This is a genomic window from Spirosoma knui, from assembly GCF_054780635.1.
In genome coordinates this window covers 14,609-28,643 of record NZ_BAAGVY010000002.1, presented here as the reverse complement: position 1 = coordinate 28,643, position 14,035 = coordinate 14,609, and the positions used below count along the sequence as shown (strand labels likewise).

The window sequence follows — 14,035 nt, the reverse complement described above, 5'->3', positions numbered from 1 at the left end:
GCAAAAGCTCCTGTCACTCAGCGTATGGCGGTATTTAAAGCAGTTCATTACGTACGTTATGGATGCAAAAGGGGTTATATCCGTCAAATTTGGCAATTTATACCAGGTGAATGACACGTAACGCCCCGTGCACTACCTTCACTTTTGGTTAGTAGTCAACTCGTAGTTAGCCCTTTATACAATAAAATAGCTGCCAAAACCGACCCCCATAGTATGGAGCAGAAATCAATCCCAACTTTATATGACTGGGCGGGTGGTAACGACCGGCTGGAGAAATTAACGGAGCTGTTTTACAGTAAAGTACGGCAGGATGCGCTATTGGAACCGGTTTTTCGGCACATGTCGCCGGATCACGCCCAGCATGTCGCCCATTTCATCGGAGAAGTGTTCGGCGGGCCACCTCGTTACACACAGACGGACGAAGGCAGTCACGCCCATATGGTGGCACACCATGTCGGTAAACACCTCACCGAGCGGATGCGGCAGCGCTGGATGACGTTGCTGCTCGAAAGCGCCGACGAGCTTGGGTTACCCGATGACCCCGAGTTTCGCTCGGCTTTGGTCGGGTATCTGGAATGGGGTAGCCGCATTGCGGTGTTAAACTCAGTCACAACCGAAAACCCCGTTCAGCCCGGCGAGCCAATGCCGCATTGGGGATGGGGTGTTCCGGGTGGCCCTTATCAGCCGAATGAATAATCTGTAGAGGAAGCGGCTCTATTTTATGTTGCGTAAATTAAAATTGTTGCGACTTGGCAAATAGATAATTAGAAGTTGCTGACGCCTAGCCCCGCTATGGCGTTAGCTTTTACCAATGATTATAAAACTAACGTGAGTTATGGATTATTCTATGACCTTAAATGACGGCTTTCTGTCATCCCGACGCCAAGAGGGATCTTCGGAAGCTGGAAGGAATATCAGCCTCACCCGAAGATCCCTCTTGGCGTCGGGATGATAAAAATTGCTATTATACACAATTGAATAGCAGATAGTTATTTTGTTTACCACCCGTAATTAACGCTAAAACTACCGCGCTGTCAGCAGCTCCTGCGCGCTGGTCCACGATACGTCCGGGTAGCGGTCATTGTCGAGCGGAGCATTTTGCACGCTGAACATACTCTGCATGTATTGACTTTGCTGCCAGCGGGGATACACCTCCTGCTCGCCTTCAGGATGTGCCGCCCGTTCCCGTTGGTTGTAGGCATGAAATTCTGCCATGCTCCCCAGGCGAATCACCTTAAACGGTTGCTTCATGACTGAACCGGCCACAGCAGCGAGCTCGTTCGGCGAAATCTGAAAACTGGCAATACGTAGTATCCGGGGTGTAGAGGAATCCAGGGCTGCGGCTGCTGTATACGCTGCCGTATTATCCATCGTGGTAAAGTCGATTCGCCAATCGGGGGTTTCCCAGTACGTGACCTGCTGCTTTTTCATGTCCAGTAGCGGTATGCCGTACAGCAGCATATCGGCGAAAGCACCATTCAGAATCGACGTAGCTGCAATGGGTTTTGTGTCGATATGGCGCATAAACTCACGCCGTAGATCAAAATTGCGGTTCTCGCCATCGGGTATTTTGGTGAAGTCGCTGGCAAAATCGGAAGGAATGAATCGAGGTACGCCAGCCGCCACAGCCGCGTCGAGTAAGCGAGACTGCGCGTCGATCAACACGTCGCGCAGGCCCTGAAGTGAGGAGATGACGCAGGAAACGCCTTCGCAGGCTTTCGTTAATTGCGCTACATCCGACATATCGGTCTGAATAATCTGTACGCCCTGCTGTTCAAGCTTTTTCACTTTTTCGTCGTCAGAGCTGGAACGTACCAGCGCCCGTACGTTGGCACCCCGCGTCAGCAGTTCACGAATAATTCGTCCGCCAAGATTGCCGGTTCCCCCTGCTATTAGAATTGTTGCTGCCATGATCTTCGTTATCGTTTGCTCAGATTGTGTTTATTTTCCGCAAAGGTCAGCATCGGTAGCTGCCTGCTCTATTCAATTCTTGCTTTGTCTTTACTGAATCTTGCTGTTTAATGGCCCCGGTTTAGCGCGCTGAAATTCGCGTGGATTCATACCCAGTGTTCGTTTAAACGCGGCTGAAAAATGAGCGGGCGACGCAATGCCCAACGTATCGCTAATCGACGTAATCGAATCCTGATCGGTACGTAACAGTTCGCAGGCTCGCTGAATTTTCCATCGAATAACGTACTGGTAGGGCGACACGCCCGTGGTTCGCTTGAAGAGCCTGGCGAAATGAAACACGCTCAGGTTAGCCAGGCCCGCCAGAGTTTCCAGCCTGATCGATTGGTCGGCCCGCCCTTCTAGGTACGTATCAATGCGGGCCAGAACCGTGTTGGATAGTCGATGCCCATCCTGAATCCGTTGTTCGTACTGAGCATAATGCTCAATAAGATGATAACACAACGCACTGGTCAATGACTCTACATACAGCAGACCCAGCGCGTGGTACGTACCCACCGCATTCAGCAGCTGACGCCCTAACTGGCTCAGAAATGGATCGTTGAACTGAAACCGGTAACAGAGATTGAAGCGGGTCAGGTCCATGTGCTGCCGGGCCAGATGTTCCAGATACTGGTCATCAACGAACAGATGAATGGTGTCAGTGGGACCGTTCCAGACGACTTTGCCATAGTCTCCGCCTGGATACAGGCCGACAGACCCAGCCTGAAAAAGACCTTGCTGGAGCTGACTTCCCTGCTGCTGGCGCACGAATACGGGGTTATCCGCCTGGTAAAGCAAGAGCAGGTGTTGTTCGTGGTAATGCGCCGGAAGCTCCATGGCGGCTGACTGGTGATGCTCCACCCGGACACCTCGCCAGGCCAGAGCCTCACTGGTGACCAGCGCTGGTCGGGGGTACATTTCGGAAACGTATTTCATCCGGTAAACTCGTGACGCGTATGTCGTCTGGCTCCTCAACTCGATGTTGAGCCTATTGGTTAACCACACAACGTGTCTCAGAGAGACGTTGGACTGACGCCATTGACCGACTACTCATCTCTTTGGTAGCTTGTCGAGTTTTTTTAGATTTTGTACTATTTGCTCGCGCGCCTGTTCAGTCACTGATTGATCGGCACTCTTGAGGACAATGGCCTGCCTGGCCACTACGCTGGCGCTGCTAACCGGGGTGATTTTCTACCAGCGGGTACGTACGCTCTATTACGTATGGAGACTTTTAACAACCAACTATTGACATCAATGATTGCCTGTACGGCAATGGTTCGGCGCTGTAAAGCCAAAAATCCCAACTCGCTTAGAACGATTGGGATTTCGGGGTATAGTCGACGGTGGATAGAAGAAGAAAGCGTCTGCGCATTAAATTTCGCTACATAAGTCTAATTAACCAAGCCAAGAAGTTACAACAACAAGAAAAAGCCCAACCTCCTAAGGTTGGGCCTGTCTTTATGTCTATCCCGAATTCTTTAATAAAGCAAATTGTAAACGAGTCAACCTTACAAAGACGAGCAAAACATACTCCATATAAACGCTCTTTTACCGCTTACTTTTTATTCAGCAATTGCTTGACCACCCGTTTTAGGTCATCAATCTCGGCTTGCTGCTTTTCTAAACTTTCCTGATGTCGGTGATCAATTTTCTCGAGCTGTATACTGTACAAGGTCAGCTCTTCAATCTTCTCCAACAACTTAGCGTCGGTCTGGTGCAGGTCATTGCCCTGCTCGACCATCTCTTTGGCCGAAAGCACACCCGGTAAGTGCTGGTGCTGGTTGATGTAGCGCTCAACTTCTGCCAATGGACGTAGCGCGTAGCCCGGTTTGAACACGTAGTCGCTCCATTCGCTGGTGTTCTTGACAGCCACCTTCACCCGCTCAGTTAAAATGCCCTGCTCCACGTACAGCTTGTAACCCGAGGGCGTTTGGCTCACTCCTGAACCGATCACCACCGACTCGCCCTGTGTGCTCTGCAAAGTGGCTCCGTTCCGTTCCCAGAGTGACTCATTTGCCCCAGCCCGCGTGGAGCCATTCAGGCTACCCAGCACGACGTCTCCACTAGCGTTGACGGTTAGGAACTTAGTGCGGTTCAGCTCGGTAGCTGGGGAGTTGCTAGTCAGGTTAGTGAGCCGTAAGCCTGATTGATTCGCTGTTCCTTGAGTGACTTCCAGCTTGGCCTGAGGAGCCGAGGTGCCAATGCCCACGTTAGCATTATTGCCCAGAACGACTGAATTGGAAGCACTCACTAATGCATTAGCCCCAATGGCCACCGCATTAGTTAGGCTGGCCGCGTCAGCGCCCCCGGCGTTAGCCTGGTATCCAATAAAGACGTTACTGTTGCCACTAACTATCGTGGGTGCTACGTCGGGGCCAATGAAGATGTTGTTGCTGCCTGACTCGTTGTTAAAACCCGCCTGACTACCAATATAAACGTTGCGATTTGACTTATTGTGGTAACCTGCTCCGTTGCCCAGGGCCATATTGAAAGAGCCGCTGATATTGCTGTTCCCGGTGGAGTTACCCATGAACATATTGTAAGAGCCGGTAGCGTTGTTTGACCCCGCCTGGGCCCCAATGAAGGTGTTGATCGATCCAGTGGAATTCGTATAACCCGCTAGTTCTCCGATGAAGATGTTGGAGGTTCCAGAGGTATTCTTGTAACCGGACCGATACCCCGTGAAAACATTGGCCGTTCCGTCCTGATTATTGAACCCAGCCTCGAATCCGACAATCGCATTGCGGACGCCCGTAGTATTGGAGAAGCCAGCACGATACCCCACAAAGGTGTTCTCCGAAGCAGTGGTGTTCCTGGCCCCAGCCTCTACTCCTAGGAATACATTACGGACACCGATGTTATTATCATAACCCGATTGAGCTCCCAAAAACACGTTATTTTCACCAATGCTATTCGAGTAGCCCGATGAACTGCCGATGAACGTATTGTTATTAGCCGTAGTATTGGTGTAACCAGCTCGATACCCTACGAATGTGCTATTACTACCAGTTGTGTTAGGGCCTGTTTGAAAACCAACCATCACATCCCCCCCGCCAGTCCCATTAGATCCCGCGCCTACGCCAATTAGTGTACGTTGTCCACTGGTGGTCGTGTTAGTAGTGTTGGCAATATAGTCAGTTTGCGCGTAAGCGTTCAGGGAAATAAGGCCAAGCATAACCCAGCCAGTACATCGATAAAAAATAGTCATACTAATTTTGTGGATTTAATGAACAGTCAAGTGTTAGTAATTACCCAGGCCAGTAGAGCCAGTAACCGTAGCCGGCCTATAAACCAATCTTGTAGCATAAGGTGTATTCATCGCTACCCAGGAAAGAATTAATTTTTCTCCACAAGTTGCTTAACCAGGCCTTTCAACTCGTCAAGCTCAGCTCGCTGCTCTTGTAAGCGTTCCTGATGCTGCTGGTTGGTTTTCTCTAGCTGTATATTATAGAGAGTCAGCTCCTCAATCTTGGCCAGCAGTTTGGCATCAGTCCGGTGCAGGTCATTGCCCTGCTCGACCATCTCTTTGGCTGAAGGCACATTCGGTAAGTGCTGATGCTGGCGAACGTAGCGCTCCACTTGCTTTAAGGAACGGAACGAATAATCTGGCGTAAATACATAGTCGCTCCATTCGCTGGTGTTCTTGACAGCCACCTTCACCCGCTCAGTCAGAATGCCCTGCTCCACGTACAGCTTGTAACCCGAGGGCGTTTGGCTCACTCCTGAACCGATCACCACCGACTCGCCCTGTGTGCTCTGCAAAGTGGTTCCTTTTCGTTCCCAGAGTGACTCATTTGCCCCAGCCCGCGTGGAGCCGTTGAGACTGCCCAGCACGACGTCTCCACTAGCGTTGACGGTTAGGAACTTAGTGCGGTTCAGCTCGGTAGCTGGGGAGTTGCTAGTCAGGTTAGTGAGCCGTAAGCCTGATTGGTTGGCATCACTCAATCTAATTTCGAGCTTGGCCTGAGGAGCCGAGCTACCAATACCTACGTTGGCGTTGGCCCCCAAAACGACCGAGTTCGATGCGCTCACCACCGCATTAGCCCCAATGGCCACTACGTTGCTTAGGCTAGCTGCGTTATCTCCACTAGTGTTAGCTCGGTAGCCAATGAAGACGTTATTGCTGCCGCTGACTAATGTAGGAGCAACGTCGGTACCGATAAAGATGTTGTTGCTGCCTGACTCGTTGTTAAAACCCGCCTGACTACCGATATAAACGTTGCGATCGGCTTTGTTGTGGTACCCCGCTCCATTGCCCAGAGCCATGTTGTAGGAACCGCTCACATTACTGTTTCCGGTGGAGTTACCCATGAACATGTTGTAGGAACCGGTAGCGTTGTTTGACCCCGCCTGTGCCCCAATGAAGGTGTTGACCGAGCCAGTGGTAGTGTTATATCCAGCCAACTCTCCGATGAAGATGTTAGACGTGCCGGAGGTGTTTTTGTAGCCAGACTGATAACCCGTGAAAACGTTAGAAGAACCCTGATCTGTATAGTAGCCAGTCCAGGCACCGGTAAACGTATTGTGGAGGCCAGAGAAGTTGGCGGTAGCGTTATTGCCCAAGCCAGCATTATATCCGACAAAGGTGTTCTCCCATGAAGTCGTATTATTTGCGGCCGCCCCTACACCAATGTATACATTGCGCATCATCACATTTTTTGATCCCGCCTGAGCCCCCAGAAACACATTGTCATCCCCTGTATTCGCCCTCCCAGACTCCCTACCGATAAAGGTGTTATTCGAACCCGTTGTGCTGGAACTGCCCGCATTAGCTCCGATGAAGGTGCTGTGGCTACCTGAGCGCTTCTGTTCACCCGCAGCAAAACCAATAAGCACGCTCCTGGTTCCTCCTCCGTCAAAGCCAGCTCGTACCCCCACAAGCGTCGTTTCGTTGCTGGTAGTCGTGTTCGCTGTATTCACAACGTAGTCAGTTGGACCTAATGGAACAGTGGTTACATAGGTTTCAAAAACTAAATCGGTAAGGGGAATTATGGAAACAGGGCCATTGGGCCGGGAATAAAATTCACTTCCCTGAGGGTATGGATTCCGGCTATACGTGGCATATAATGGTTGGGCATCGGACTGAGTACTTACGGTAAAGGCATACTTAGTGTTTTTAATGATAGGAACCTGAGACTCGAAAATAATATCAGTCAATTTAATGTCACCAAATAAAGAGAAAGGAGGCCCCGAGACTGTGCCCTTGGCGCTAGCTAACAGCGTTGTAAGTATGGGAAACCCGCTAGTATCAGTAGGATATAGGTTAACCGTAGCGGTATACGTAACACCTTCCCTACTACTTAGCCCTACTCTAATTCGGTTCAACGGAGCGCTTATCCCGGCTACAAAGGTCTGTCCAGTTACTTCGCGATCTTTAGGAGCTAAACTTGACGCTCCATTAAAGCCTAATTGTCTTTGATCAAGAGTCTGAGCTCTTGCATTAAAGCAGACAGCCAAAAAAAATAAAAGTTTTTTCATGTTCAAGATAGACCAATGCATGTTGTAGATAGGGTATGAATATAAAATTTGCCTCTGAAGATCACCAGACGTTAAACTAACTGTAGCCGCTACTTTTATTTAGCGTAAAGCCCTTTTGATCTAAAGTATACTAACATTATTGGTTGGTTAATTCATCACGGGCATAAACCTTGAGTAGAAAAGCAAAAAGTTACCATACTGGATATGGGTTTAGTGGAGTAGACAACCCTATGCAAGAATCATACAAGTCTTCAATCAGATTGTTGGAATCGTTGGCTAATCAGCAATTTTTAGACTTCGTTGTACCGCTTAGCAGTAAGAAGCCCGGCTACCGATAGATAGCCGGGCTTTCCAATTCTACTCAGGTTAGCTTCACCAGAAATAACAACCTATTATGTGGAGCCGCCCAGAACGTGAATGTGCGGAATGACATGATCAATAAAAATTGTAATCAAAGGTATAGGTGTATACATATCCAGGGGGGAAATAGGTACCGCTTTCCGTCCAGGTAGCTTTCGTCGGCAAACCATCCATGTATTCATAAACGGCTGACTCAGTTTGCGTTAAGACAAGATCGTCTAGATCGTTGCTTAAGGGTTTAGATTCGTATACGCTTATTTTTAGTGGATTATGCTTCATAAAGGGGGCAAGCTCATAGGAATTCGCCACTAGGTAAGGCGCATAAAATGCGTACTCACGTAGAGACGGGAAATCTATTCCGCTAAGAACATTAGGCTTATCGTCATACTCATACACCGCCCGGCTGCGGATAACCCGATTCGGTATAGATGTTAACGTCGATACGGAGTTGACGACGACTGGATTGTCCTGACTGTCATACTCAATCGTAATCACGGCCGATCCTTCCTTAAAGTTGCTTCCTCGCACGGGTTGCATATACCGATCGCGCTCAACCCGTGCAACTCTGCCTTGCGTATCGTATTGAATTCGGTCATCGTAAACGATATACTCCTGATACGCATAAATGGGGGGCGGGAATATGTTGTATAATGTCACCCGGCTTATCTTGCCTTCACTGTTATATTCGAATACTTTCCGTCCACCAAGGTCCTGACCCCCGCCACTTAGCACAACCGCTTTGTGCAGAACGGGTAATCCCTGATCATTATACGTATTGATTTGATTGATCGAAAATCCACTGCCTCGGGCTACACTGGTTTGTATACCGATCAGTTGATTTGCACTGTTGTAGCTAAAGGTTCGACTGTCCGTTGCGCTACCCGTAGTAGTCATCGTCTTCAACTGAAACCGTCTTCCGTCGGGGGTAATGTTGGACCGGTGATCCTGAAGACAGGAATTCATCGCCACCACCAGTAACGGGCCGATTAGAAATGAGCATCGTAAAAATCGCATCATTATTTATGTTTTATTTCAAGGGTAAAACTAGTGTGGTTTTCAACAAATTCTATGCCCTTCAACCTTCCCTTCGTTCCTATTTCAATCGAACTGAGCGAGCTCACGTACTACCGGGAAATGATGTGCGACGTTTTGCTTACCTATAGATTTCTCAGGCCGAAAAGTTAATCCCGCCAGCCCACGGGTTTGAAGGGAGTTTTGCTATCACTGGGTGCACACAAAGCCGTGGGCGGCCGGGGTGGGCTATTGATCAGGTAAAGCTCAGCCTGATAGGGCGGAGACGGTTCGGGCTGGGGCTGACGCAGGTTAAGCGCGTAAAACAACTCCCCGCCCGCTAAACCCGAGTAACCAGTTGGGCCGGAGCCGCCCAGTGAAGGCCCGGAGGCATCTTTCCGGTCGAGCCAGTAACGCTCAGCGGCTACAGCCGATGCTGTGAAATAGCCGACAACCGCTTCCTCGGCATTCGCTGCGTTACGTATGTTCCCCACCAACGCCGACGGGGGCGTATCGGCCAATCCACCCGTGTTTTGCGTCTGATTCTGAACCAGTTTAAAATACCGGTACGCGTCCGCCGTCAACGAACTCTGACGAATCTCAACCAGGCCGGGGTTATGATCATAGAACGGAATCTGAGCAACCTTACGCCGACGTATCGCTCCCCCGTTGGTGGACTGATCATCGAACAGATTGAGCGTATAACTATAAATGATTTCCCAGCACTGGCTTCGACAGCTATAGTCATACCGATACTCAGGTACGGGGTTTCTAAAGGAAGGAGGTACGGGTGTCAACTCTTCGTAACAGTCCTCAAGCAAGGTTGTATTATCAGACCGATACATATAATAGTTGCCCGGCGGAAAGGGCCCCGAAAGTAATTCGGCCATGACTTTATACTGCGAATAAATGCCCCGGTAGCACGTGCGGCACCACTCCTGCTTCTCGTACAGCTTCCAGTCCCAGCGGTAGTAGTTACGCCCTTGCGCCGGATCGTTCAAATCCACAAATAAATCGTGACCGGCCGTATAGAACCCGTGCAGGGGTGGAAAGAGACTATTGGGATTAAACTGCGAAATAACTTTGTCAATAGTTGGTACGGGCTGCATGACCTGCTGGTCGGATACGTACTGCGTGCCATCGTCGAGCGTAAAGCGCAACTGATAGGCATGCCCTGGTTGCCCTCTAAAATCAACCGGCAATTGATACGTACCGTCGGCTGTTTCCGCACAACGAATGACCTGTGTCGAATCTACTACTACATCAACAATGGCGTCGGTAATGGGCCGGGTACCGAAGCGTCCGGTGAAGGGATCGGCTTTTGAGCGGTTCAACCGGATGCTCTGGGTTTCGACCAGGTTAGTAATCGTTCCGTCGACGACTACGATGTTCACCGTTCCCCGTAAGGTAAGATCTTCCGGATATACGCAAGCCAGCGGGAGATTAACACAACTCAGATACAGTAGTAAGCGACGTAGTGGGCGTTGCATGGACCAGTCAAATTCTCCTGTCTAAACGACAGAACCAGCCCCTTTTACCGATGTGCCTCACAAAAAATTACTCAACTCCCCAGGACCGTTCTCGTACTGTCGGTCTTGGGGAGTTGAACAGAAAACACTACCTGGTGATTTAAGGCTTAATTACCTTTAGACTCTGCCGTTGTATGGGCAACCCATCACCAGCTTCGCTAATCACCAGCAACACATATACTCCGCTGGCCTGACTTTGCAGGTCCCAGTCGACGAGCTGTTCAGTTTCCGCTTGTTCCCAGCGCTGCTGACGAATCGGTTTGCCGACGAGGTCGACCAACGCCATACTCAGTGGACGTCCAGTAGCACCCCGCACCAGCGCCCGAAGCCGTTCCTGACGGATGGGGTTAGGAGCTAACTCGACCTGTACCGGTATCTCGGGTTGAGCCTCGGCCAGCCCCCGAGCCCGGCAACTCGCGTCTACCGTCAAGCGGTAGGGTCCGTAGATGGTGACGGTACCGGACTGGTCAAGTACCTTCAGATAAAAGTTGCCCTGAGTGTTACTCTGGGCGTTGATCAGCGTCAGGCTCGACGTAGCGGTACCGCGGAAGAGCTGGGGCGTTTCCATGAGCTTAGGCGTAGTGAGGCTGGTCTTGTACCACTCGTATTTCATCGGATTACCGCCCACGACCACATTAACAGTAGCCGAAGCGCTGCGACAAACGGTGGGACTGTTGCCACCCAGAACGGTGGTAGAGGCACTAGCCGAGCAGCCATTATCGGAGCGGGTCACGGTTACGGAGTAGACACCCGCGGTAGTCACGCTGGCAGTATTCCCACTGCCTTGCGGAGTAGCACCCGCACTGAAAACATAGCTATCGCCCGGCTGAGCACTCGCCAGGATCGTAACGCTCGCGTTGGTAAAAGAGACCGGCCCCGTATTGCTAAGATTGACCGATGGAGCAGCCGTATTACTGCTGACCGTTGTTGTCGTGAACGATGTACAACCGTTGGTCTTGTTCGTTACGGTTACCGTATAGGTGCCTCCTTCGGTAACGTTGGCCATAGAACTGGTCCCGCTGTTGTCGAGTGGAATGGCTCCGTTGCTAAACGTATACGTATCCTCGGGGCCTCCTCCACCCGCGGTCAGTAGTACGCTGGTTGTAGCGCACGTTATCGTTCCATTGTTACTGAGTGTAGCAATGGGCGAGAGACAGCTCCCAAATCGCTGTACCCGATGATTGGCATGATCAACGACGTAGATCCGTTTGTTCCCGTCCAGAAATACGCCCTGGGGTGTGTCAAGATGGTCGGCATCCGTGCCTACCGCGTTTAATCCAGCAACGGTAGTCCCCTGCGTATCGCCCGGCCCCCACTTCTGGATACGGTGATTGTAAGCATCGGCAATATAAATATACCCGTTGCTGTCCCGGTATAACCCGAACGCTGTATTTAGCTGGCTGGCACCGGCCCCCGCCGTCGTGCTTCCGGCCACCGTTATGCCCTCGTTGGCATTAGGTAACCATTTCTGAACACGGTGATTATACGTGTCAGCCACATAGACAGTTCCTGTAGTTTCATCCACCACAACCCCTTCCGGGTGCCGGAGCTGATTGGCATTTCCTCCTTCGCTGTGCCCACCCGCCACTGTCTGCCCGGGTGTAGCGGAGGTAGAATTGGGTGGAAACTGCTGCACCCGGTCATTAAGAAAGTCGGCAACGTATAACGTACCATCAGCCGATACGTAGATACCCGTTGGAGCATTGAGCTGCGTACTGGTTTTACCTGCCCCATTTCCTCCGGCCACTGTTACGCCAGTTGTGGCATTTGGAGCCCATTTCTGGACGCGGTGATTGCCAGCATCGCAAACGTAAATTGCCCCATCAGTGCCGACAAAGACACCAAACGGTTTATTTAACTGATGAGCCCCAGACCCGGCTGGCCCGCCCCCGGCCACCGTAACGCCAGCCGTAGCGCCTACCGCCCACTTCTGAATGCGGTTGTTGTTATAATCTGCCACATAGACGACACTGTTGGACGTTACGTAAAGACTGGTAGGATTATTTAGTTGGTTAGGATTCGCTCCCGGCCCCTGTCCACCCGCCACGGTGGTTCCGGTTTGGCCCAGGCTGATCAGCGTCTGGCCGAGGAAGAGTAAGCAGAATAACCAGCCTGCCCATATACGAATAGACCCTTTTTGCCGGAATTCTGGAAGCAGACCCACTATAAGCAGGGAGTTGCCGGTTATGAGGCCGTTCGTAAACAGCGGCTGATTGCTCTGTAAATCAGACAGGGAAGTAAGGAAACGTGGATGCATTTGCGAGGGAGTTTTAGTCCTCAATACTACGCCAACCCACAGCGGGGCACCGGGACGACTCTACGCAAGGCTGGTTTGACTTTACGCATGGTATGATTTGATACAAAACCGGAACGGGTTCATGCAACCTTCGCGCTTTATCTATATCATTGACTGGATTGACTCAAACTTTGATGTGACTATGAAAACTGGCAACGACCGGATGGTCTGGCTGGATTACCTGCGTTCGTTTGTTACCCTGTTGGTCGTCGCTCATCATGCGGCTTTGGCCTATCCGACCTTCGCTTATTTTGATCCTACGCACTATATCACATCAACCGCCCCTATTGTCGATACGCACCGCTGGTTGGTTATGGATACGTTCATTGGTTTCAACGACGTGTTTTTCATGCCGCTTATGTTTTTTATCAGCGGCTTGTTTGTGGATCGGGGAATAAAGAGAAAAGGGCCGAAGGCTTATCTGGCAGATCGTTTCGTCCGATTGGGAGTTCCATTTCTGATAACTGAGTTGCTGCTCATTCCGGCAGCGTACTTCCCTTCTTTCTATCAGGCAACACATTCGACAGACGTTGTTGCCTTCGTAACAGATTATCTCACTGCGCAACAATGGCCGGTAGGCCCACCCTGGTTTATCTGGTTGTTACTCGCCTTCGATGGCGTAGCCGTTTTAATTGTTACACTTCAACCGACGACTTTTGTCACCGCTGGTCAGTGGTTGATTCGTCTACGTAAACAGCCTGTCTGGTTTGGGTTGGTGCTATACGGCTTGGTGGCGCTGAGCCTGATTCCGCTTAGTTTATGGATAGGGCACTATACCTGGATAGGGCGATGGGGGCCTTTCGACGTTCAGCTTAACCGGCTCCTGTTCTACGGGCTCTTTTTTCTGTTGGGCAATAGCTTAGGGGCTGTGAATTGGCAACGCTTTCTGTTCAGTCAAGGAAAACTGCTAAATAGAGACTGGCTGCTCTGGCTGAGTCTAAGTATTACGTGTTACGCGCTGGTGATCTGGCAATCGGATTTTGGTGCCGAACAGGTCAGGCAAGGGCTTTTGACGCCTGCTCAGGGCTACTTCCTGTATGATCTCGTTTTTGTGGCGAGTTGTCTAGCCAGTATAAGCGCCTGCCTCAGTTATTTCAGCCAACGGATGAATCGCCCGTCTAAAGTTTGGACGAGCGTATCCGCTAATGCGTATGGCATATATTGCCTCCATTACGGGTTTGTCACCTGGCTTCAGTTTATCCTTTTAGGAACCAACTGGCCGGTCTATAGTAAATTTTTCCTTGTTTGCTACGGGGCTATATTTCTAAGCTGGCTTTGTAGCCATCTGCTCCGGCGAAACGCCCGTATCGCACAGATCCTGTAATACTATTGACTACGGAACTATCGTTTGATCGGCAGTGATCATAAAAAAGCCCAGCTATAGGAACAGCTGGGCTTTAATAATTCATCG

At 50.6% G+C, this 14,035-nt stretch carries 9 protein-coding genes; 2 read left to right on the top strand and 7 right to left on the bottom strand.

From position 1 onward, the window contains the following. Positions 1 to 213 precede the first annotated feature (213 nt). The gene (locus tag ACYVIY_RS04870; protein ID WP_460975171.1) at positions 214 to 696 is read left to right on the top strand and encodes a group II truncated hemoglobin; all 483 of its coding nucleotides are present in this window, start codon (positions 214 to 216) and stop codon (positions 694 to 696) included. Between the two features lie 327 nt (positions 697 to 1,023). On the opposite strand, the gene ACYVIY_RS04865 is transcribed toward ACYVIY_RS04870, so the two are convergent. The 7 genes from ACYVIY_RS04865 to ACYVIY_RS04835 form a co-directional block, all read right to left on the bottom strand. Then, the gene (locus tag ACYVIY_RS04865; protein ID WP_460975170.1) at positions 1,024 to 1,911 is read right to left on the bottom strand and encodes an NmrA family NAD(P)-binding protein; all 888 of its coding nucleotides are present in this window, start codon (positions 1,909 to 1,911) and stop codon (positions 1,024 to 1,026) included. A gap of 90 nt (positions 1,912 to 2,001) precedes the next feature. After that, positions 2,002 to 2,886, bottom strand: a complete 885-nt coding sequence (locus ACYVIY_RS04860) for a helix-turn-helix transcriptional regulator (protein ID WP_460975169.1) — start codon at positions 2,884 to 2,886, stop codon at positions 2,002 to 2,004. Between the two features lie 619 nt (positions 2,887 to 3,505). Next, positions 3,506 to 5,158, bottom strand: coding sequence for an autotransporter outer membrane beta-barrel domain-containing protein (locus ACYVIY_RS04855; protein ID WP_460975168.1), 1,653 nt, complete (start codon positions 5,156 to 5,158; stop codon positions 3,506 to 3,508). A gap of 128 nt (positions 5,159 to 5,286) precedes the next feature. Further along, positions 5,287 to 6,870 (bottom strand): hypothetical protein, encoded by a 1,584-nt coding sequence (locus tag ACYVIY_RS04850; RefSeq protein WP_460975167.1) that lies wholly within the window; start codon positions 6,868 to 6,870, stop codon positions 5,287 to 5,289. Between the two features lie 993 nt (positions 6,871 to 7,863). Next, complete coding sequence (locus tag ACYVIY_RS04845) at positions 7,864 to 8,751, bottom strand: hypothetical protein (RefSeq protein ID WP_460975166.1); 888 nt, start codon at positions 8,749 to 8,751, stop codon at positions 7,864 to 7,866. Positions 8,752 to 8,969: 218 nt separating this feature from the next. Further along, complete coding sequence (locus tag ACYVIY_RS04840; protein WP_460975165.1) at positions 8,970 to 10,289, bottom strand: DUF4249 domain-containing protein; 1,320 nt, start codon at positions 10,287 to 10,289, stop codon at positions 8,970 to 8,972. A gap of 139 nt (positions 10,290 to 10,428) precedes the next feature. After that, the gene (locus tag ACYVIY_RS04835) at positions 10,429 to 12,585 is read right to left on the bottom strand and encodes a hypothetical protein (protein WP_460975164.1); all 2,157 of its coding nucleotides are present in this window, start codon (positions 12,583 to 12,585) and stop codon (positions 10,429 to 10,431) included. A gap of 121 nt (positions 12,586 to 12,706) precedes the next feature. Here ACYVIY_RS04835 and ACYVIY_RS04830 point away from each other — a divergent pair, with 121 nt between their 5' ends. After that, a complete protein-coding gene (locus ACYVIY_RS04830; protein WP_460975163.1) occupies positions 12,707 to 13,948 on the top strand; it encodes an acyltransferase family protein in 1,242 nt (413 codons plus the stop codon). The last annotated feature ends 87 nt before the right edge of the window (positions 13,949 to 14,035 follow it).

Coding starts and splice junctions, on each gene's coding strand:
- ACYVIY_RS04870 (WP_460975171.1), top strand. CDS start 214: ATGGAGCAGAAATCAATCCCAACTTTATATGACTGGGCGGGTGGTAAC.
- ACYVIY_RS04865 (WP_460975170.1), bottom strand. CDS start 1,911: ATGGCAGCAACAATTCTAATAGCAGGGGGAACCGGCAATCTTGGCGGA.
- ACYVIY_RS04860 (WP_460975169.1), bottom strand. CDS start 2,886: ATGAAATACGTTTCCGAAATGTACCCCCGACCAGCGCTGGTCACCAGT.
- ACYVIY_RS04855 (WP_460975168.1), bottom strand. CDS start 5,158: ATGACTATTTTTTATCGATGTACTGGCTGGGTTATGCTTGGCCTTATT.
- ACYVIY_RS04845 (WP_460975166.1), bottom strand. CDS start 8,751: ATGAATTCCTGTCTTCAGGATCACCGGTCCAACATTACCCCCGACGGA.
- ACYVIY_RS04840 (WP_460975165.1), bottom strand. CDS start 10,289: ATGCAACGCCCACTACGTCGCTTACTACTGTATCTGAGTTGTGTTAAT.
- ACYVIY_RS04835 (WP_460975164.1), bottom strand. CDS start 12,585: ATGCATCCACGTTTCCTTACTTCCCTGTCTGATTTACAGAGCAATCAG.
- ACYVIY_RS04830 (WP_460975163.1), top strand. CDS start 12,707: ATGCAACCTTCGCGCTTTATCTATATCATTGACTGGATTGACTCAAAC.